Here is a 20551-nt window from a genome sequence, read left to right as displayed (position 1 = left end):
TATTCTTTTTCAGTGGAGATTCGGCGCAATGACAGGCGAGTGGCCCAAGCCGTCGCAACCAAGGCTGCCGTGGTGGAGGCCGCGAGGCAGTTGTTTCTGAGCAAAGGGTACGTGGCCACCACTATCGGGGCGATTGCGGAGCAAGCTGGCGTAGCAATCCAGACCATCTACAACTCAGTGGGCAACAAGGCGGCGCTGCTGTCGGCCGTGGTGGATGCAACCGCCGCAGGCCCGGACACTCCGCGGTCAGCCACGGAGATCATGCGCGCAAGGACCACCGCAGCCGCCGACGCCGGGGCGGTCTTTGCGTTGTTGGCCGACTGGTTCGCCGAGGTGCATCCGCGGAGCAGCGAATTGTTCAGCGTCATGAGGCAGGCATCCGCCGTAGACGCCGAGGCCGCCAAGGTGCTCAGGGACCGGGCAGAGCGTCGGCTGCGGAACTATGCCGAAGCCGCGGCTGCGCTGCGGCAACGCGGAGCACTGACCTCGGGCATGAGCGACGAGCAGGCTGCCGCCGTGATCTGGTCGCTCGGGCACCCGGACACGTACAAATCACTCGTGCTGGATTTCGGCTGGGAACCGGAGCAGTACAGGGATTGGGTTCACGTGGCACTGAAATCGGCGCTCGCCTAGGGACCCTTCTTGACAGCCCTACCCCACCGGTCGCAATCGCAAGCCCTGCATGCCGCCGTCGATCGCCAAGGACGTGCCCGACGTCGAGCCGGACAGCGGGCTCGCGAGGTAGGCGACGGCGCCGGCCACCTCAGCTGGGTCCACCATCCGACCGTGTGGCTGGCGGGCATTAAGCGCAGCGCGCTCAGCTGCGGGGTCTGCGGCGGAATCCAGGAGACGGTTCACCCACGGGGTGTCCACCGTGCCCGGGTTGACGCAATTGACGCGGATTCCTTCGCGGACATGGTCTGCCGCCATGGCGAGCGTCAGCGACAAGACAGCGCCCTTCGACGCCGAATACAGGGCCCGTTGCGGCAGCCCGGCGGTCGCGGCGATGGAGCACGTGTTGACGATCGCCGCCGCAGGAGACTCGCGCAAATACGGCAAGGCCGCACGGCTGACGCGGGCGATGCCCACCACGTTGATGTCGAGCACGCGCAGCCATTCGTCGTCGTCGTTCGCAGAAATATCGCCTTGGGCGCCGATCCCCGCGTTGTTGACCACAACGTCAAGGCGGCCGAACTTCCGGACGACCGCGTCGACGGCGGCACGCACCGAGGCGTCGTCGGCCACGTTGCATTCGACGCCGAAATGCGGCGTTCCGGACGGGTTGAGGTCCAGCACGGCAAGCTGGGCGCCGCCGGCTGCGAGGCGGTCCGCGATGGCTGCGCCGATGCCCGAGGCACCACCGGTGACCAAGGCCACGAGCCCCTCGAACTCGGTGCTCACCGGTTCCTTGCTCACAGCGCGGCCTTGTCGACTGCCGTCCCCGCAAGCGAACCCGAACGGGCCCGGTAGAACTCTTGCCGCTGGCGGCCGAGCCCTTCTACCTCAAGCTCCACCACGTCGCCGGGCTGGATGTACGGGAAGCGGCCGGAGAGCGCCACGCCTTCCGGCGTGCCCGTGAGAATGACGTCGCCGGGCTCCAGGACCATGTACTGGCTGAGGTGGTGGACCACCGTGCGGACGTCGAAGATCATGTCCGATGTGTCCGACGATTGGCGGATCTCACCGTTGACCCACGTCCGCAAGCCGAGGTGACTGGCGTCGAGCTGGTCCGCCGGAACAAGCCACGGGCCCAGGGGAGTGGACTGCGGAAGGGACTTGCCCTTGGTCCACTGGCCCGCGGCGCCGGGCAGCTGGTAGTCGCGCTCGGAGAGATCGTTGGCGACCACGTAGCCCGCGATGCACTCCGCGGCCTCGTCCGTGCCGGAAAGGTATGACGCTTCGCGCCCGATGACGATTCCGAGCTCCACTTCCCAGTCGTACTTTTCCGACGACGGCGGGATGGGCGCGGCGTCGAACGGGCCACTGACCGTGTTGCTCGGCTTGAGGAATACCACGGGCGATTCCGGTGGCGTGGCCCCGGACTCGGCTGCGTGCGCGGTGTAGTTGAGGCCGATACAGACGACGTTGCCAGGGCGGGCGATAGGCGAACCGATCCGGAGTCCCTCGGCCGAAATCTCGGGCAGATTCCCGGCCGTGAGGGCTTCTCCGGTGCGTATGATGCCGTCCGTGGCGAGGAACTCTCCGTTGATGTCCTTCGTCAGCGGGTCAAGGCTGAAGTATTTTTCGGTGCCGTTGGCGTCTTGGGCGATGACAACCGGCTTTTCATTTCCGGCAGTGCCCAGCCGGGCGAATTTCATGTTCATGTCTTCCTCCGTGCTCTGGCTCTAACATCCGAGCTCTAGTCTGCTGTTGCTCTCCATAATACGGAAATGTGACCCATTGACAATGCAGACATCGGATGTTTACGCTCTTCCCAGTAAACGACCTGCTGCCAAGCAAGGAGCACAATGAGCGTTATCACCGCGGTGGACACTTCGTTGCCGCGCCCGATAGTGAAGGCGAAACCGTGGTGGTCAGCCGCAGCGTCGGAGACCGCCCTTCACGTCCAGGACATTGGGGAATCCGGCGAGCATGACTCGGCCCCCCATTCCGGCACACCCACGGCCAGTGTGGTCCGCTGGTGAGCACTTGGTCATCGACTGAGGCTTGATCGCAGGGGTCCAGGTGTTCTGTGCCGTGCCGGCTTGGTCGCGGTGGCGGCGCTAACATCGGATGACTACTACGCTGCACGCTGCCGAGAAGTTGGAGTTACCAGTATGACGGTGGAGAAACGGCAGACGGTCGAAACGCGCCCCAAGGATGGCATTTCGACGGATTTGGCATGCCAGGGACGGTTTTTCGCGGAGTTGCATCGCGCAATCTGTCCCTTGTGGTCAAGCAAAATTGGCCTTGTGCAGCCTGTGCGCTTGATCTAAAGTTTCCAGAAACATCCGATCTATCAGAATGGAGTAGTCATGGAGCAGAGGCCCCTTGTTCAGGCAGGCAGGAGCCCGGTAAGTAGGCGTCTCTTTCTTGGCGGCATCACGACGGGAGGTGCGGTGCTGGCCCTGGCGAATGGGGTTGGCGGGGCGGAAGCCGAGACGCCAGCCGCGACTGTGCTGCATAACAGCATGAGCCGCGATGCATGGGAGGCCTACCTGGGCGAGCAGGATCTGGTGTGGACCGAGGCGCCGATCGACTTCTACCAGGCCCCTTTCCTGGGCAACGGCGGGCTCGGGGTGGCGGTCTACAGGCTGGCCAGCCGACGGCGGCTCAAGTTCGAAGTCGGCGACAACCGGGTTCGGGACCACCAGCCGAACGGCGACGTGCGGTTCGGCACCGCCCGCCTGCCTGTTGGCTACTTCATTCTCGAAACGGTTGGCGATGTAATCGAGGTCGACCTGCGCCTGTCGCTGTGGGATGCCGAGCTGACCGGCACGGTCTACACGACGACCGGAACGCTGCAGCTGTCCGCGTTTGTGCATGCGACGGAGAACCTGCTGGTGGTCTCGATCACCCCGGATGCCGGGGAGTCCTCGGTGGGGTGGAGTTTCACTCCGCGGGCGGCCAAGAGCACCGTATTGGCGTACGAGGCTCGATCGGGCCTACTGGTCAACCCCGATCCGGGTCTCAAGCAGGATGCGGAGGGCGGCTTGTGCGACCAGCCTCTGGCCGCAGCCGGCGGTCACGCCACGGCCTGGCGTGTGGTGACAGTTGAGGGCATCCGCCACCTGGTCGCCAGCATTGCCGCTTCCTTCCCGGATGCGACTGCGGCCCAGACCGCCACGGCGACTGCCGAGACAGCGGTTCGGCGTTCGATCGACCGCCTGCGCATCGAGCACCGGAAGTGGTGGAACGGCTACTACCCCAGTAGCTTCGTCTCGGTGCCGGATGCGCGGCTGCAGAGCTTCTACTGGATCCAGCTGTACAAGGTTGCCTGCGTCACCCGCAGGGACCGGCCTGTGGTCAGCACCATGGGCCAGTGGGTCGAGCAGACGCCCTGGCCGGCGATCTGGTGGAACCTGAACGTCCAACTGTCGTACTGGCTCCTTAATCCTACTGGCCACGGCGAACTGGATTCCCTAACCCGCACCCTGGACGAGGATCGGGACAAGCTCGGGCAGAACGTGCTCGCGGAATACCGCCACGATTCCTACGCAATCAACCGCGCAAGCCAGGACGACCTGGCGACCAGTCCGGTCGGTGTCCCCGGGGTCGGAACCCCCGAGGTCGGCGACCTCACCTGGGCCCTGCACAACGTCTGGCTGACGTACCGCCACAGCATGGACGAAGACCTGCTGCGCCACGTGCTCTACCCGCTGCTGACCCGTTCAGTGAACTACTACCTTCACTTCCTCTACGAAGGAGCCGACGGGCGGCTTCACCTGCCCCGCACCCTGTCACCGGAGTACGACGGCACAGTGGACTGCAACTACGACCTGGCCCTCATCCGCTGGGGATGCAAGACGCTACTCGCCGCCACACATCGGCTCGGCGTCGATGACCCGCTGAGGGCCCGCTGGCAGGACGTCCATGACCGGCTCGTGGACCCGCCCCAAGGGATAGACGGGTTATGGATAGGGGCGCAGCGGCAGCTGACCTCATCGCACCGCCACTACTCGCATCTCCTGTGGTTCTACCCGCTCTACCTGCTCGACCCCACGGTACCAGCCAACCGTGACCTTCTGGAGCGGTCGCTGGCCCACTGGGTCGGCTTCACCGGGGCGCTCCAGGGCTACACGTTCACTGGAGCCGCTTCCATGAGCGCGTCGATGGGCAAGGGCGAGGACGCGCTGGGATATCTGAACACCCTGCTGGACCGCTACATCCAGCCAAACACCATGTACCGCGAGTCCGGGCCAGTGCTCGAGACCCCGCTGTCGGGCGCACAGGTGATGCACGACATGCTCCTGCAGAGCTGGGGAGAGACCGTCCGGGTCTTCCCCGCCGTCCCGCCGTCGTGGGCCGAAGCGCAAATCCACGACCTACGGGCAGAGGGTGCCTTCCTGTTGTCGGCCCGGCGGGCTGGCGGTCGCACCACCTATGTGAGGGTCAAGAGCCTGGCGGGAGAGCCCCTGACACTGGCACATAGCATCGAGGGTCCGGTGAGCGTGTGGCGAGTCATGGTCGCACCCGGCGGGACGCCTTCGTCCAAGGACCCGGTGCGCTGGACCACCGTGGGCGACGGCACCATCAGCATCGAGCTCGCTGCAGGAGAAGACGTGATCGTTATGCCCGCGAACGCCACGAAGGACCTCACCGTAGCCCCCGTGGCGGCCGCCACAGCCGCCAAACCGTGGGGGCTGCAGTCGGTGCTGCCCCGGCCGGAGGGCGTCATCGTCCCCGTCGACCTGACAGCCCTGTTCAATAACGACGGCATCGCGACCGATGCCAACCCGACCGATGGCAGCTTCGACACGGCGGGCTACACCTATCCCGCCGCGGAGCTCCCGTCGGCCGGGAACTTCCGCAATGCCGGCACGACCTTCGCCTTCCCCAGCAGCACCGATGGCGCCAAGAACAACATCACGTCGAACGGGACCGTCATCAACGTACCGCCAGGGCGGGTACACCGTCTGCGCATCCTGGGCGCCTCCACGGGAGGAAACGCGGCCGCCGACGCAGTCGCGACCTACGCCGACGGGACCACGGCGACAATCCGAATCTCGTTGACGGACTGGGGAAAGCAGCCAGCCTACGGTGAGGCCGTCGCGATCCTGACCAACTACCGACTCGGTCGAACCGGGCCGCAGAACCTACAAGTACGGATCTTCCATCAGCTCGTCGAGGTGGATCCCACCCGTGAGCTGGTCTCGCTGAGACTGCCGACCCTGGGATGGCCGGTGCTGCACCTTTTCGCGCTGAGCCTGGAACGGCCCGCCTGACACCCACGGCGACCAGGAGGTGCCGGGCGTCGCGAAAGGGTTCCATCGCTTCCTCGATCCTGGCGCTGGGGTCGTTGATGTCGGCGGTGTGCGCGTCGATCCGATGCAGATACAGGGCGGCCATGTAGCGGTCGTCGGAAGGAACCCTCCGGTCAGCGCATCGGTGAGCTCGGGGATCTTCTCACGGATTCGCCCGTGGATCAGATCCGCCAATGCGGCCGGGCCGGGCCCAGTGTCTTGCCTTGGCGGCCCAGCCCGGGCCCGCAGTGGATCCAAGGCCACGGCCCGGGTTACTCCAGACAAAAGGGCCAGGCGGCTCTGGAATACTAGGCGACCATGGGGAGTAGCTGGACGAAGGGGCTCGATGAGATCAAACCCTTGCCTGGAGGGTGGATCCTCCGCTCGCTCATCCTCGTAGCGACCCTGTTAACTCTTTGGATCGAGATCCGCGGGGAGCACCTCGATCTTTCCTCCCTTCGGGGGTGGCTCGAGCTGGTGGTCCCCCACCTTCCACTTTTCGCTCTGCTGGCCGGAGTACTTCCTGCAGCAATCGGATGGTGCCTCGCCCTTGCGGTGATCATGGCACTGGGAGGGGACCCGTCCCTTGTATTAGCGATGATCTTCCCTACGATTATCGTCGTGGCCTTCGGGTCGTACCTTCTGCCGTGGAAGCTCGCGGTCAACTTCTCCGTGTTCCTGCCCAGCGTTTTGCTCGGCCTCTACGTATCTACGCCGGAAATGGAGCACGATCCGGTGGTCCTGCTGGGGCTGCTGATCTTCCTGGCGGCGGCGGCCTGGCGCAGTATCAACGTCTACCGGCACCGGTATGAGCAGAGCGCAGACCATGTCCGGGACGTCCGAGCGCAGCAGGCGCGGGTTCGGGGCGAGGAACGTACTCTGCTTGCGCATGAGCTACACAACACAAGCTGGGCGCGCCGGATTTCAGTGGAAGCGTTTGGCAGCAGCGACGAAAGAGGACGACATGCGGATGACTGAGTATCAGCTGACCGAGACCAAGCAGAGCTTACCTGTGGTGCCGATTGGCGTCGATGGGGTCGGTCGGGTGCATGGAGGGTCCCCATCCGTGCACGGGCACCTGCTCGTTGTAGGGAGCAGATCATCGGGCCAGATGTTCTGGCCTCTGCGGCCGGGCACGAAGAGGCCGCCGGTCTGATCAAAATCAGGCTCGCTACCAAGAACCCGAGGAAGATAGTCACCGTCCACCTCCTGCCCCAGTAGGTGTGAAGCGGGCAAGGACGGCGAGCTGAGCGAGTTCAAGGCTAGGACAAAACGGCGGACCCGCTGTACCTCGATCAGAATCCGAGTAGCTGCTTTATCTTCTCGATAAGGTCGAGACTGGAATCCCGGCCGTGGATGTCGTGGCGGCGATGCTCGCGAGGTTGGAGGCGAACATTCGCAGTTTCACTCGGGTGCTCTCCGGCTTGGCAGCCTCTGTGCTCAAGTCTTCGAGGGCTTTGGATGCGGCCTCGGCCTCTTCCGGTGGCACCGCCTGAGCCAAGTCGGCAACCCTCTGGTGGAGCTGGGTGAGGTGTACCTTCAGCTGTGGGTCGATCGATGAGCTCTGAGCGATAGTCTGGGCGACCACCGTCTTGTTAAAGGTTCCGGTCAATTCGAAAAGTCACGGCCCGCCGGCGTTCATCCTTTCTCCCTTGCTTCGGGATCTTGGCAAGCGTCGTCTGTTCTCCAGGGCTAGAAATATCCAGCGGCAAGGACGATGGGTAGTGGTTCTGGTCGGACGGCTCCTAACGCATCCTCTGCCGAGGCTCCCTTCGCCGGCCACACGAGAATTAGGACATCACCAGCCCGTACGGCCTGGTCGACAGGCTTCCGATCGAGGTCCACGAACCGGCGAAGGCGGACACTGAATATCAGGAGACGCGGCAATTCGGCCTCGGACGGGATTCCTCCGGCGAAGGCGTCTGGGGTTGCTTTGGCGTATGCCTGGAGACGCCACGCCTCCGAGATGCTGTGTGCAGTCGGGTGCTCTCACGTATTCCATTGCGAAAGAGGTGAGCCCGAGAGCGGGGATTTCATTACCCAGAGCGGAAGCTCGCGATCCATGGCTGATATGCCTCGGCCGCTCCGTCCGCAAGCGCGACCCGTGCGGCACCAAGTGCCCACGGGTCGATCGCCACGGTTGCGCGGATGGTATCCGAGCCCGAGCGCGCAGAGAGGAAGCCCCTACCAACCCGGACCGGCGAGCTTTGGGAGGAGGAATCCGGCGCCACCGGCTACCAGCCCACCCAGGAACCTGCGTTTACTGACGGAACAGCCAGGGCCCAGATCCCGCTTTCCCATGGACACACTCCTGTCGGTCAGAATTGTCCCAGCATCAGCTGTCACTCGAGGCGTCAGTGTCGTTGCCGCTGTCGCTCGTGGTAAAAGCGAAACCGTCGAGCGTCATGACGGCGCCGCTGCGCTTGACGATCGTGACGGTGTGGGTGCCCTGGGCCAGGTTTTGGGTGCTGTAGATGGCCTGCTGCACCTGCCGACTAACCGCGGAGGTGTCGACCTGACCTTGGGAGATGCCATCGATGTAGACCTCGACCAGGCCTTGATCTGAGTTCTTCTCGCCGATAACCTTGATGCCGGTTCCGGTGAAGGCGAACGCCGCGCTGGCGCCGTCGGCCGAGGTGTAGTGAATACCGTCGTTGAGGTCACCGAGGCCCCGATTCGCGGACGCGGACCAGGATCCGAGGTAGGCGATGGTCGGCTCGTCGTCATCGAACAGGCCGGTCTTCGGCCGGTACTTCTCGTCGGGACCGGCCGCCGCGATGATCGCTTGCGCGGCCGGCGGCCAGGCCCCATTGGTGACGATGGTGGCCTGGTTGAAGGTGATGTCGGTGCCGTTGTTGTTGTATCTCGGGTTGTCCGAGTAGTTGTCGTGGATGTTGATGTCGTGGATGCTTCGGATCCACATGCCGATCCAGTTCGCCCCGCCGAACCGCACCAGGTTGTCGTGCGTGTTCCAGTACGAGCTGCCCTCGTCCTGGTAGAGCATGTTGTTGGTGTTGTTGCCTTCGGCGACCACGTTGCCAGCGAGCAAGGAGGTCATGCTGCCGTCGCCGCCGCCTTGGCCACCGAGGGTGTAGATCGGACCGCCGTCGTGCAGTACCCGCATGACGTTGTGCACGGAGTTGCCGACGATCTGGTTGGCTCCCGCATACGTGGTTCCGTAGCTGGACGCGTAGCCCCAACCCCAACCCAAGGAGATCCCGGAGTAGGGGGTGAAGCCGATGTCGTTGTGTGACACGGCGACGTTGCGCGTGTAGCCGACCCAGATGCCGACGGCGTCCTTGTAGTCCTGACCGACGTACGTGATGGTGTTGTTGGACACCGTGTTGCCGCTGGTCATCAGAGCGGTCTGGTTTTGGTAGTAGTCGTCGGCCTCACCCAGCGAGATGCCGCCACCGGAGGTGTCGGTGATGATGTTGCCATTGACGACGGAGTTCTGGGTACCGTCCGCGAGATCGAGCCCGGTGCCGCCGAGGTGGCCGAACGTGTTGCGCTCGAAGGTGATCCCGTCACCGCGATGAACCTGCACCGCTGCCGGGATCCGGATCGGTGCGTGCGTGACGGGATCCCACAGCACTCCGGCCTGGTTGTCGATGTAACCATCGGTGGTGGGCTGGTTCCAGGTGGCGTAAGTGAAGCCGATGCCGCGGAAGGTGATGTCGTGCACCGGGGTCACGGCATCGGGAATCACGGTGAAGGCATCGACGAGCATGAACTGGCCGGATGTCTTCACGAGCTTGACTGTGTGCTGGCCCCGGGGCAGGCCGGTGATGGTGACGATCGGCTGCTGCCCCCGCCGGGAGGGGGCGCTGGCCGAGACCGACTGGGTCTTCGTGCCATCGACGTAGACATCGATATTGCCCTCGTCCGAGTTGACCTCACTCAGCACCTGCAGGCCCGCGCCGGTGAAGCTGTAGCTGACTGAGTCACCATTCGTGGTGGTGTAATGAACGTCGGAGTTGAAGTCATTGGTCCCGCGCCCGGCCGAGACGCTCCAGGCACCCGTGTAGGTGGCATGGCTGTCGTTGTCGTTCACCGGGGCGAGGTGACCCGGCGTGCCGGCGACGTCGAGCAAGGTCTGAGCGACCGGCAGTTCGACGTCCGCGGTGGAGAGGTCCTCGCCCGCACGCGGGATGTAATACAGCTCGCCCTTCGTGCTGTCGAGGTAGAACTGACCCTGCTGGTTCAACAACTCGTAGGCGTTCTCGAGCCAGGTGATCCCGGTCAGCCTGGGCAGACCGGAGCCGTTGAACGGGAAACCCGGGTGGGGCACGTTGGTGTTGTTGTTGTTGAAACACGCTGGGCTGACGTTGAGGCTAGAACCGCTGCCGCTCGCTGTGATGCTCGCCAGCGGGCAGCGCATGTGCTTCCACGCCGAGTTGAAGGCCACCTCGATCTGGTTCTGGTTGGTGAACGAGGCGAAGGACGGGTCGGCCGTCGTGAACGAGGATCCGGCCAGGGTGAACCCGGGCGGGTTGAGCGCGCTGCGAGCGCGATCCGCACGGACCCCGTTGACGAACAGCTGACGGCTGACCGTTCCAGCGGGCACGCTTGCCCGGTAGATGTGCTTGGCACTGTCATACAAGCTGAATCCGGCGACCTTCTCCGCGCCGCTGATCACTGGCTTCTGTCCCGGGAACGCGGCCCACACGACCTTGTGGCCACCGGTGCCGGAATCCTGTGGGCCGAACGAGATCGGTTCGGACACCCGGTAGGTGCCGCCCCGTAGCAGGACGGTGAGGTCGTCCGTCATCGAGGGCGTCAACTGGCGTACGACTTGCTGGGCTTCGGTCAAGCTGCAGGGTGCGGTGATCGCGCACGTGCTCCCTGAGCCGGTCGGTGATACGTAAAGGGTGTTCGGTTTGGCCGCCTGAGCGGTCCCGATGTTCACTGCGAAACTGAGCAGCAAGGATCCGGCGATCAGTCCGGACCGGATGACGGGACGGGTTCGCATGATTCTGACTCCTATCGAGGGTGAATCGTCGGTGTGGTCGCTGGCGGCGTATGTCACTTGGCCACTGGATGCTGTGTCGGCTGGTGCCGTAAACCAAATACATCGGATGTTACAAGTGAGTTTATATGCGATAGCGGTGCCAGGGCGCAAGAGTTTGGCCGATTAACCCTCTAATCATCTGATGAAAGGTCGTCGAAGCTCGCCCCAGACTCGGTGTCGCCGGCTGTGCCACTGCCGAGGAGTATGCGCTTGGACAGGGCTGCGAATACCAGTGCCCGAGAGGAAGCGGTTGCTACTTGCTCATCCCCATTGTCAGTCCTTCGGTGAGTCGTCGTCCGAGCCAGAGGTAGACGACAAGCATCGGGAATACCACTAGGCACAGGCCGGCGAAGAGGCCGCCCCAGTCGGCGCCGGAGTAGGTTTGCTGCTGGAGGAAGGAGATCAGCGCTACGGGGAGCGTGTACTTCTCGGTGCTCTGGAGCAAGGTCAGGGCTAGCAGTGTCTCGTTCCAGTTTCCGATGACCTGCAAGATGAATGCCGTGACCAGACCGCCTCTGGCGAGGGGGAGGGTGATCCTGACGAACGTGGAGAACGCGTTCGCTCCGTCCAGGGCGGCTGCTTCCTCCAGCTCGAGGGGCAGGCTTCTGAAGAAGGCAGCGAGCAGGAAGACGTTGAACGGCATGGCAAGGCCGATGTAAGCGAGATTGAGTCCGAGCAGGCTGTCCGTCAGTTGCGCACGATCGAGCATGACGAACAGAGGAATGAGGATGACCTGGACGGGGATGCCGAGGCCGAGGATGAAGTAGAGGCTGAGGAAGCCTGTGAGGCGGTTTTCGATGCGGCCGAGGTAGTAAGCTGCAGGGGCTGCGAGGCCGACGGTCACTGCGGAGGCAACGAGGGTGGCCAGGACGCTGTTGAGGGTCGCCAGGCCGAATGAACTGGAAGTCCAGGCGTGGATGAAATTCGTCGGGTCCGCGGAAGTCGGCAGCCCCCATGGATCCCCGAGGATCGAGCGGGTGTCGCGGAAGGCCTGGAGCACCATCCAGAGGAGTGTGGCAATGCTTAATGCCACGATGCCCCACAGGGCGGCGACCCCGACGGTGCGCAGCGGCGATCTCTCAACGAGGGTCTGGCTGGCACGGCCGGGAGCGAATCGCGGCTTCGCTGGTGCTGTCATTGTGGTGCTCCTAGAACTCGATGGCTTCGCGGTGCATGAGCCGCCGCAGCAGAATGACGAGTACCGACACGAGGGCAAGCGAGATGATGGCGGACGCGGTCGCCGCCCCATAGGCCGGTGTCGACATTCCGGAGAAGGCGGTGACGTAGGTGTAGACGGCTGTGGTCCAGCTCTGTGTTGGCGGGATCCCCGAACCCGAGCTGCCACCGAAGACCCAGATGATCTCGAAGATCTTGATCGATGAGATTGTCCACAGGACCGCGCATGTACCGAACACGTCCCAGGTCAGGGGCAGGATGACGTGGCGTAGTCGTTGGAAGGCGGTGGCGCCTGCCAACGCGCAGTCCTCGAAGAGGTAGGGCGGTATCCTGTCGACGGCTGCCATGAGGATGGTGGTGAAGTAGCCGGTGCTTGTGGCCACCAGGGTCGCCATGATCAGTGGGAAAAGGTTGTCCTGTGCGAGCCAGGCCGGCGGGGAAGTCACACCCAATGGACGGAGAAGAGTGTTCACAAGCCCCCCGGGGTTGAAGACGAAACCCGCGAGGATGCCGAAGACCAGCGCGTTGACCAGGTGGGGGAAGAAGATCACCGAACGGATGATTTTCCGGCCGGCCATGTCGCGCAGCAGAAGCGTCATGGCGAAGGCGAGGACGAAGATGACGATGCCGACGACGAAGAGGATCAGCAGTGTGTTGCCGAACGACTTGAGGTACAGAGGGTCCTGGAAAACTGCTGTGTAGTTCTGGAGGCCGACGAAGGTCATTGGCCCTGAACCGGTCCAGGCATTCAAGCTGATCCAGACGGCTGCGACGGCGGGAACGACGAACAGCACCGTGTAGAAGAGGAACGCCGGCCCCACGAACGGAACGAGCAGTCTACGCCGCTGGCGTTCGATGGTGCTGCCCTGGGCAGCGGCGCGGGGCCGCTGTCCAGGGCTTGCGGGACGAGCCTCCGCCGGTGCTTCTGGGCGGGGGAGAATGTCTGTCATTAGCCCTTGTCCTTCCAGTACTGGATCTGGGCCGTTTTCATCTGTGAGACGAACTCCTGCGATGAGATCTTGCCCAGGAACAGCTGGTCGTCGAGCGGGCCGAAGACCTTCTCGATGTAACCGGGGTAGGTAACACCGTCGTTCTGCAGGTACACGCTGGGGGCGCTGTCGAGGGACTCCTTGGCTTTCTTGAGCGCGTCGGGAACTGCCGCGTCGGACCGCACCGGGAGCACGGTCGCCTGCGTCCCGAAGGCGTCTTGGTACTTCTTTCGCAGGAGGAATGTCGCCAGCTTCTCCGCGGCTTGCGCGTTCTTGGCCTTGGCGGGGACGGCGAATCCGGTGAAGTCGGTCCGCGCCAAGGGGGCTTTCGCGCTTTCGCCGGGCAGGGGGAACGAGGAGTACTGGAAGCCTTCGGCCGCGTAGCTCTTGGTCTCCGCGGGGATCCAGGATCCGTTGATGATCAGATCAGCTTTGCCCGATCCCCAGGCTTGCTGCTGGGCGGGGAACTTGCTCGCGTCATATCCCTTGATGAGGTAGCCGCCGCGGACGAGCTGCTCGACGTCCTGGGCGACCCGCAAGACCGCGGCGTCGTCCCAGCTGGCACCGGTGCGGTCGGAGACCAGCTTGCGGAATGAGCCGGCTCCGCCGGTCCGGTTCATGAGGGTCGTGAACCACATCGAGTTGTACCCGGCGATGTCCCCGTCGGCGGCGATCGGCGCGACGCCGGAGGCCTTGATCTTGTCCAGGAGGGCCAGGAAGCCTGCCCAGTCCTTCGGCGGTGCGGACACGAGATCCGGGTGCTTGGCAGCGTTGAACCAGATCCCGTCTGTGATGAGGCTGTAGGGGATCAGCCAGGGCTGTCCGTCCTTGTTCTGGATGTTCACCAGCGACGAGTACTTAGCAGGAACAAGCGCCGAAACCTTCGAGCCTTCGACGTCCGCACCATAGGCGTCGCCAAGCGATTTCGCCTGGCCGGGATCGCCGAGGACAGTAGCGAGCTTGGCGAACGTCTGGTCGACAATGTCCGGGACATTGTTCGTGTTCAGGGCGGGGACGAGCTTGTCCGTGTTCGACCGGCCCTGCCACTGGACCTTGACCTGGATGCCTGACTCGGCCTCGAAGTCACTGATGGCCCCTGCGATGACTTTCTGCTGGGGTTCTCCCTCCTTCCACATCGACCAGTACGTGATGGGTCCGGTGGAGTCCCCAACGGATGTTCCGCTGCCGCCGGCACCGCAGCCGGCCAGGGCGAGTGCCGACACGGTGGCGAGGGCCAACGGCCGGATGAGACGGGAAACAATGCCCATGTCGTCCTCCTCTTGTCACTAGGGTGCCGCGATTGCGGCTTGGGCCTAGACATAACCAGCGGGAAATAATAGGAATCAAGCAGGAATGTATGAAAGGTCACCGTGGGTTGAGTTGTCTTGACGGCCCCCGGGCGACGTAGTTCGGAGGCGCCGGGTTTTCGGAATGGATTAGGAAGGAAATACTCCTTTATTCCTCCTTTTCCCGTTGGTGAGACTCGAAGAAGCCGCGATGTGGAGGAGGGAACAGTGTCGTTGACGCCGAGCGGGCATGCCCGGGACATGGTCTCGCGCGAACTCAAGTTCAAGCTCCTGGCCGAGGAACTCCGCAGGGGGATCCTCGCTGGTGCGTGGCCCGTGGGCGCGAAACTGCCAACGGAGGCGGAGCTTGCGACGCAGACTGGCCTGTCGCTTACGACCGTGCGGCGCGCCTTCGATGAACTGGTGGAGGCAGAACTTGTCATCCGGCGACAGGGTGCCGGGAGCTTCGTCGCCGAGCCCCGTCCTGTTCTGCGCCGTTCGCGCTATGCCGTGGGCGTCCTTCTGCCGGACACCCAGCTCTACTACCCCCGGGTCCTCCAGGGTATCGAGGAGACGCTGAGGGCAAACGGTGTGAGCTTGCAGCTCTCGGCCTACAACTATGACCCGGGGCTGGAAGACGCAGGTATCCAGCGGATGCTGGAGTCAGGAGTGGATGGCCTCATCCTCGTTCCTACGCTGACCGGCATCTCTGACCCTCATGCGCGCGCCCAGGATCTCATGCGGAAGGGCGTTCCCGTAGTGCTGCTGGAGCGGAGCCTCACGGACCTCGGCCCCGCCGACCGCACGGAGCATGTGTGCTCGGATCACGTCGGAGGAGCCTACGACGCCGTCGCCCACCTCCGTGGTCTCGGACACTCTTCGGTGTCTCTGCTGACCCGCGGCCGGACCGCGACGGAGCCGGCGATCGTGGCCGGATACCTCCGGGCTGCGGAAGACTTCGGCTTCACCCCCCACCTCGAGCGGGTCCCGAAAACCGAATGGGAAGCGGGCGCTGCCGAGGAAATGCTAGAGTTCCTGCGGTTCCATGCCGCGACGGCAGCTCTCGTGTTCGGAGACCGGGAAGCGACCCAGATCCAGGCCGCGGCCCGCCGGGCAGGCCTGCGTGTACCCGAGGACCTTGCCCTCGTCTCCTATGACGACGAGCTCGCCGATCTGGCGGAGGTGCCCTTGACGGCGGTTGCGCCCCCCAAGCACAGGCTTGGACGGATCGCTGCAGAGGTGATGCTGCGCCGTCTGAAGGAAGGAGACGAGTGCCCGCTTCACCAAGTGCGGCTGCGGCCCCGGATCGTCGTACGGGACTCGTGCGGAGCCCGGGACCTGGCCGGGACGATCATCCAAAGCTGAACGCGTTTCGCGAGGAAAGGAAAAGAGGACTGTGCAGATAGGCATCATCGGAGCGGGGGCAGTGGCACGGCTGCACGCTGTGGCCGCGGAGCGGCTCGGCCTACGGCTGACGGCCGTCTGCGATCTCAGGGAAGAAGCTGCACGCTCTGTGGCCGCTGACTGGGGGGCACGGACAACGACCGACTATCGGCGCCTCCTCGATGACCCTGACGTCGACGCCGTCATCGTGAACACGCCGCATGCACTGCACCGTCAGATGGTCCTCGACGCCGCAGCAGCCGGACGCCACGTGCTCGTGGAGAAGCCCATGGCGACCACCGTGGAGGACTGCCTGATGATGGAGGCAGCATGCCGCCGAGCCGGGGTGGCTCTCGTGGTGGGGATGATCCAGCATTTCCTCCCGGAGAAAGTGGTCTTGGAGAAGGTCGTCAACGACGGCGAGCTCGGCCAGGTGCTGGCAGTCCAGGACTCGAGGAGCACGGACTACCGCCCGAGCGCCCGGCCGGCGTGGTTCTTCGACCCGGCAGTGTCCGGCGGAGGGGCCTTAATGAACATCGGTGCGCATTGCCTGGACCGGGGTCTCTGGCTCGGGGGCGCGCGGGCCGAGAGCATCCGCGCCAAGGTCCTTGACCGCTTCGCCGCAGGGGTCGAGACAGACGGGCGGATTTCGCTGACCCTGGCAAATGGCGTCGATGTGGGCATCGGGGTCGTCTCGGACTGCCCGGAGCCCGTGGACAGGCTGCTCCTGGTGTGCGAGGGAGGAACCCTCCTGTCCGACGCGCGGCGCGGCGCTTTTCTCCGGAAGAACGGACACACGAGAGTGCTCCACGAATTCACGGACCACGACATCCAAAATGCCTTCACCTCCCAGATGGCCGACTTCTGCGCGGCGGTCGCAGGGGTGCCCTCCCTCGTGTCGAACGAACACGCAAGGCACATCGTCGAGGTGGTCCTGCTTGCCTACCAATCTGCGGCAACCGGACAGACCCTCACGCTGCAACCGGCGTAGTAGATCCTACTGGCCGCATTGAGCAGCCGAGGACGCTGCAGACAGGATCCTGTTCAGGGTTGCCGCGTCGGAGAGCACATTCCGGTGACTGTCGTCGGCGACGAACTCCAGCATGAAATCCAGCTGCCTGCCAAGTTCCGAGGCGGCGGAGGCGACCGACTGCCACAGGCCAAGACGGTCAGCCAGGGGCCGGCGCTCGGTGGCCGGACGCCAGCTGAAGCAATGCACGCCGGCAACGAAAGGTCCCAGCGCCAGGAACGAGGCCAGGGCGCTCCGATCGTCCATGCCTACAGGCGGCTGCCAATACGTGCGCACGTTCTGCCGGCCGATGCGATCGAGTAGCCGGAGTGTGGATATGGTGCTGTCGGTCAAGGTCCGGCCATGGTACTCGAGGGCGATCTGGATCCCGGCCACCTCTGCGAGGTCTGAGATCCGCTGTGCATCGCGGACAACGGCGGACCAGTCGTCACGTGAAGCTTCCGAGGAACCCTTTCCACCAGCCCAGACCCGGATTCGAGGAGCACCAGCAGCCCGTGCGCGCGAAAGGACCGCGTCGAAGCCAGTGACGTCGCCAAGCCTGTAGTAGGAGCCCAGTGACAGGACTCGAAGACCGCGGCTGCGGCAAAGCAATGAAGCCGCCCTGGCATCGGCATCACGCTTGAGATGGGTATCCGTCCCCCATTCGATGCCATCCAGACCGGCTCGGCGGGCCGAGGCGACAACAGACGCAATGGGCAACTGTCGCAGCGTGACGGAACAGATGCCGGCAGTAAGCAACGCGGTCCGCTGGCCGGGCATCAGCACGACCCGCCGATGAGGAACACGGGGCATGCGGCTTCGGGAACCAGGGCTGTTCGACCGGCGGCGGGATACTTCCGTGCACCGCGGAATGAGGCGTAGTCCTGACGACCGTGCCGTCCGAGTCCTTCGGGGCTGAGTTTCCTGCCCATGTACCAGTCCTTCACGTGGTGATCTGCAATAGCCGACTACAGCCTCAAGGAGGAGATGGAGAGGAATCAATGATGATCCCGGCGCGCATGGGCGGGTCGGCCACCGGCCCATTTCCCGCCCCGGATGTCGGCCGGGAAGACAAGACATTGCTGCACGGGGGGGGGGAAAGGCTCAGGCATTCCCGGCGGTCAAGTCTGTTCATTCAGGAGGGAATGAGTCTTTATTCCTCTGGTCCCGGAGAGGTCCACTTCTGTGAACACCTCCACTAACCTTGACACCGGAAGATCCAAGGAAAACGACTATGAAGAACCCCCCAACCCTAGCCGCCACCCCCTTCACCCGACGAAGCCTGCTGCGCGGAACGGGAGCCGTTGCCGTGGCAGCGGCTCTGGGCACCGCCTTCGCCTCGACCGCGACCGCAGTGTCCGCCTCGGATCTGGAGCCCCTGCGCCAGCGGTGGGTGGACCAGCTCACCGGCCGGACCGCCATCGCCGCGGGAGACCCCCGGTTCACCGCCGTCATCACCCGTATGGACTCAGCCGTAGCCAGCATCCGCCGTCTGCTGGTCCCCGGCCCGGGGACACGGACCCGCATTTTCAGCGACGCAGACCTGACCCAGGACGCCCAGATCGTGACCACATACTCCCGTATCGAGACACTCGCCATCGCCTGGGCAACACCCGGAACCGCCGTGCAGGCCGACCCCGCGGTCCTGCAGGAGATCCTCGACGGGCTCGCCGACGGTAACCGGCTCGTCTACAACGCCGCCCAGCCGGAGTTCGGCAACTGGTGGTCATGGGAGATCGGAACCCCGAAGGCCCTCGGCGACACGCTGGCCATCGTCAAGGACCATCTCGATCCGGCCCTCCTGGACGCCTGCTGCCGGGCCATCGACCACTTCATCCCCGACCCGACGCTCCAGTACCCCGACTCAAGGGGCAAGGTTCTCTCCACAGGTGCGAACCGGGTCGACATCTGCCAGGGGATCATGATCCGATCGATCGTCGGGGGCGACGTGCCCCGGCTCCAGGCCGCGATCTCCGCACTCAGCCCCACCTGGCAGTACGTCGCAAGCGGAGACGGATTCCATGCCGACGCCTCCTTCATCCAGCACAACACCGTTCCCTACACCGGAACCTACGGACTCGGCCTCCTGTGGGGCCTGGCCAAGCTCTTCTCGCTGCTCGCAGCCAGCACATCGGCGGTCTCGGATCCCAGCCACACCCAGCTCTTCGACAGCGTCGACCGCTCCTTCGCGCCGTTCATCCACGACGGGCTCATGATGGACGCAGTCCGCGGGCGTGCCATCTCCCGCAGCTCCGAACCCAGCTTCAGCGACGGCGCGAGCGCCATCGAAGCCATCCTCTGGCTCGCCCGCGGCGTCGACCAGGCCACTGCAGCAGCCTGGCGCTCCATGTGCCTTGGCTGGATCAAACGCAACACCGTCACCGACATCTACGCCACGTCCTCGATCCCCCGGCTCGCTCTGCTCGTCGAGCTCGAGGCCAGCACCTCCACCACCGCACCCGAACCCTTGGGACACCGGTACTTCCCCACGATGGACCGCTCAGCCTACCGGGGACCGGGCTGGGCCGTCGCCCTCGGGCTCTGCAGCCGGCGGATCGCCTGGTACGAATGCGGAAACGGCGAGAACGAAACCGGCTACAACACCGGCTCGGGGCTGACCTACCTCTACGCCGCAGACGCCCCCCACTGGGACGACCACTACTGGCCGACAGCCGACCTCACGGCGCTGCCCGGCACAACCGTCGACACGACCCCCCTTCCGCCGAAGGCCGGCGGCGAGTGGGGCTCTTCAACACCAAAAAACGAATACACCGGCGGAACCACCTTGGACTCCTACGGGCTCGTGGCCCAGCACCTCATCGGACCCGGCGGAACAGGCCTGAAGGCCCGCAAGGCATGGTTCTTCACCCAGGAGTTCATCCTCGCCCTCGGCGCAGACATCACCACCGCATCCGGAGCCAGCGTCAAGACGACGATCGAACACCGGAACCTGGGCCAGTCCGGGGGGCGTGCCATCACAGTCGACGGGGCACCCTTGAGCACCTCCGACGGCGCGAGTGCCCGGGGCATGCACTGGGCCCACGTCGAGGGCGTTGGCGGATACCTCTTCCTCGGCCAGGAACCCGTGCGCGTCTCCCGCCAACGCCGCTCAGGGACGTGGCGCGCCATCAACACCGGAGGCCCCACAACGAGCTACAGCCGCGAATACGCCACGATGGCCATCGACCACGGCCTCCGCCCGGCCGCCGGAACCCCGGGAACCTACTTCTACGCCCTGCTCCCCGGCGCTACGCCAGCGGAGACAGAGGAAGCGTCCCTCAACAGCGTGCGCACCGAAGTGCTCCGCAACGATGCCGCCGCCCAGGGCCTGCGAACCGGCAAGCTCACCGCCGCCGCATTCTGGCAGGCGGCCACCGTCGGCTCGATCGCGGCCTCCGGACCAGCACTCGTCCTGGCCTGGCAGAGCGAGGGAATCGTCAAGCTGGCCGTGTCCGAACCCACCCAAACCGCCAGCGAACTGGTCCTCCAGATTTCAGGTACCAAGGCAACGAGGGCGCGCTCGGCGGGCGAGGTGAAATTGAGTGCCATCCCGGACGGCGTGGAACTGCGGGTATCCACGGCCGGGCTTGCGGGCACCACCTTGGCCGTGGACCTCCTCCCCTAAGGACGTGAACCCGTGCCATGTCGTCCGTATGGAGAGCCGGACTGACGAAGAACGGGAGGTAACGGCTCCAAGTAAATTGCACGACCAATACAGGAAAGACCCCCAATCTCTGCACGACTGGGACGGGGTGACGAGATACACATTGAATCCTCTTCCCTCCAATAGGTAG

The 20551-nt window shown here is 64.5% G+C and carries 16 protein-coding genes and 1 pseudogene; 7 read left to right on the top strand and 10 right to left on the bottom strand.

Annotation, left to right across the window (positions count from 1 at the left end):
- Positions 1-12: 12 nt before the first annotated feature.
- Entirely contained in the window at positions 13-633 is a 621-nt protein-coding gene (locus tag HNP00_RS20165; protein ID WP_184741496.1) for a TetR/AcrR family transcriptional regulator, read from the top strand.
- Positions 634-651: 18 nt separating this feature from the next.
- Here the strand turns inward: HNP00_RS20165 and HNP00_RS20160 are convergent, their stop codons facing one another.
- Entirely contained in the window at positions 652-1416 is a 765-nt protein-coding gene (locus HNP00_RS20160) for an SDR family oxidoreductase (RefSeq protein ID WP_311770630.1), read from the bottom strand.
- Positions 1413-2324, bottom strand: a complete 912-nt coding sequence (locus HNP00_RS20155) for a fumarylacetoacetate hydrolase family protein (protein ID WP_184741495.1) — start codon at positions 2322-2324, stop codon at positions 1413-1415. Before HNP00_RS20155 ends, HNP00_RS20160 begins: the two co-directional genes overlap by 4 nt.
- Before the next feature lie 144 nt (positions 2325-2468).
- Here HNP00_RS20155 and HNP00_RS20150 point away from each other — a divergent pair, with 144 nt between their 5' ends.
- Together HNP00_RS20150 and HNP00_RS20145 are read left to right on the top strand one after the other, a co-directional pair.
- Complete coding sequence (locus tag HNP00_RS20150) at positions 2469-2645, top strand: hypothetical protein (protein WP_184741494.1); 177 nt, start codon at positions 2469-2471, stop codon at positions 2643-2645.
- A 330-nt stretch (positions 2646-2975) separates the two neighbouring features.
- Entirely contained in the window at positions 2976-5885 is a 2910-nt protein-coding gene (locus HNP00_RS20145) for a glycosyl hydrolase family 95 catalytic domain-containing protein (protein ID WP_184741493.1), read from the top strand.
- A gap of 4 nt (positions 5886-5889) precedes the next feature.
- Here the strand turns inward: HNP00_RS20145 and HNP00_RS23525 are convergent.
- Positions 5890-6107, bottom strand: a pseudogene (locus tag HNP00_RS23525) (IS110 family transposase); the annotation flags it as partial.
- Positions 6108-6221: 114 nt separating this feature from the next.
- On the opposite strand from HNP00_RS23525, the gene HNP00_RS20140 reads away from it, so the two are divergent.
- On the top strand, positions 6222-6881 hold the full coding sequence (locus HNP00_RS20140; RefSeq protein ID WP_184741492.1) for a hypothetical protein: 660 nt from the start codon (positions 6222-6224) through the stop codon (positions 6879-6881).
- Between the two features lie 337 nt (positions 6882-7218).
- Here HNP00_RS20140 and HNP00_RS20135 read toward each other — a convergent pair whose 3' ends face one another.
- The 5 genes from HNP00_RS20135 to HNP00_RS20115 form a co-directional block, all read right to left on the bottom strand.
- A complete protein-coding gene (locus HNP00_RS20135) occupies positions 7219-7515 on the bottom strand; it encodes a hypothetical protein (protein WP_184741491.1) in 297 nt (98 codons plus the stop codon).
- Positions 7516-8238: 723 nt separating this feature from the next.
- A complete protein-coding gene (locus HNP00_RS20130) occupies positions 8239-10875 on the bottom strand; it encodes a right-handed parallel beta-helix repeat-containing protein (RefSeq protein ID WP_184741490.1) in 2637 nt (878 codons plus the stop codon).
- A 292-nt stretch (positions 10876-11167) separates the two neighbouring features.
- Positions 11168-12052, bottom strand: a complete 885-nt coding sequence (locus HNP00_RS20125) for a carbohydrate ABC transporter permease (RefSeq protein WP_184741489.1) — start codon at positions 12050-12052, stop codon at positions 11168-11170.
- Positions 12053-12062: 10 nt separating this feature from the next.
- Complete coding sequence (locus HNP00_RS20120) at positions 12063-13040, bottom strand: carbohydrate ABC transporter permease (RefSeq protein WP_184741488.1); 978 nt, start codon at positions 13038-13040, stop codon at positions 12063-12065.
- Entirely contained in the window at positions 13040-14347 is a 1308-nt protein-coding gene (locus tag HNP00_RS20115; RefSeq protein WP_184741487.1) for an ABC transporter substrate-binding protein, read from the bottom strand. The genes HNP00_RS20120 and HNP00_RS20115 overlap by 1 nt, the downstream gene beginning before the upstream one ends.
- A gap of 246 nt (positions 14348-14593) precedes the next feature.
- Here HNP00_RS20115 and HNP00_RS20110 point away from each other — a divergent pair, with 246 nt between their 5' ends.
- Both HNP00_RS20110 and HNP00_RS20105 read left to right on the top strand, forming a co-directional pair.
- Entirely contained in the window at positions 14594-15730 is a 1137-nt protein-coding gene (locus tag HNP00_RS20110; protein ID WP_311770629.1) for a substrate-binding domain-containing protein, read from the top strand.
- A gap of 31 nt (positions 15731-15761) precedes the next feature.
- The gene (locus tag HNP00_RS20105) at positions 15762-16739 is read left to right on the top strand and encodes a Gfo/Idh/MocA family protein (RefSeq protein WP_184741486.1); all 978 of its coding nucleotides are present in this window, start codon (positions 15762-15764) and stop codon (positions 16737-16739) included.
- Between the two features lie 6 nt (positions 16740-16745).
- Here the strand turns inward: HNP00_RS20105 and HNP00_RS20100 are convergent, their stop codons facing one another.
- Together HNP00_RS20100 and HNP00_RS20095 are read right to left on the bottom strand one after the other, a co-directional pair.
- Positions 16746-17537, bottom strand: a complete 792-nt coding sequence (locus tag HNP00_RS20100; protein ID WP_184741485.1) for a sugar phosphate isomerase/epimerase — start codon at positions 17535-17537, stop codon at positions 16746-16748.
- Positions 17537-17689 carry a hypothetical protein gene (locus HNP00_RS20095; protein WP_184741484.1) on the bottom strand — a complete coding sequence of 51 codons (153 nt, stop codon included), beginning with the start codon at positions 17687-17689 and terminating at the stop codon, positions 17537-17539. Before HNP00_RS20095 ends, HNP00_RS20100 begins: the two co-directional genes overlap by 1 nt.
- Positions 17690-17991: 302 nt before the next feature.
- Between HNP00_RS20095 and HNP00_RS20090 the strand changes: the two genes are divergently transcribed.
- Positions 17992-20382 carry a polysaccharide lyase 8 family protein gene (locus HNP00_RS20090; protein WP_184741483.1) on the top strand — a complete coding sequence of 797 codons (2391 nt, stop codon included), beginning with the start codon at positions 17992-17994 and terminating at the stop codon, positions 20380-20382.
- The last annotated feature ends 169 nt before the right edge of the window (positions 20383-20551 follow it).

The organism is Arthrobacter sp. AZCC_0090 (genome assembly GCF_014207375.1).
Lineage (GTDB): Bacteria > Actinomycetota > Actinomycetes > Actinomycetales > Micrococcaceae > Arthrobacter.
Note: the sequence above shows the minus strand (reverse complement) of the source record. Positions and strands in the feature narration are given on the sequence as shown.

Coding starts and splice junctions, on each gene's coding strand:
- HNP00_RS20145 (WP_184741493.1), top strand. CDS start 2,976: ATGGAGCAGAGGCCCCTTGTTCAGGCAGGCAGGAGCCCGGTAAGTAGG.
- HNP00_RS20115 (WP_184741487.1), bottom strand. CDS start 14,347: ATGGGCATTGTTTCCCGTCTCATCCGGCCGTTGGCCCTCGCCACCGTG.
- HNP00_RS20090 (WP_184741483.1), top strand. CDS start 17,992: ATGAAGAACCCCCCAACCCTAGCCGCCACCCCCTTCACCCGACGAAGC.
- HNP00_RS20095 (WP_184741484.1), bottom strand. CDS start 17,689: ATGGGCAGGAAACTCAGCCCCGAAGGACTCGGACGGCACGGTCGTCAG.
- HNP00_RS20100 (WP_184741485.1), bottom strand. CDS start 17,537: ATGCCCGGCCAGCGGACCGCGTTGCTTACTGCCGGCATCTGTTCCGTC.
- HNP00_RS20140 (WP_184741492.1), top strand. CDS start 6,222: ATGGGGAGTAGCTGGACGAAGGGGCTCGATGAGATCAAACCCTTGCCT.
- HNP00_RS20150 (WP_184741494.1), top strand. CDS start 2,469: ATGAGCGTTATCACCGCGGTGGACACTTCGTTGCCGCGCCCGATAGTG.
- HNP00_RS20155 (WP_184741495.1), bottom strand. CDS start 2,324: ATGAACATGAAATTCGCCCGGCTGGGCACTGCCGGAAATGAAAAGCCG.
- HNP00_RS20125 (WP_184741489.1), bottom strand. CDS start 12,052: ATGACAGCACCAGCGAAGCCGCGATTCGCTCCCGGCCGTGCCAGCCAG.
- HNP00_RS20120 (WP_184741488.1), bottom strand. CDS start 13,040: ATGACAGACATTCTCCCCCGCCCAGAAGCACCGGCGGAGGCTCGTCCC.
- HNP00_RS20130 (WP_184741490.1), bottom strand. CDS start 10,875: ATGCGAACCCGTCCCGTCATCCGGTCCGGACTGATCGCCGGATCCTTG.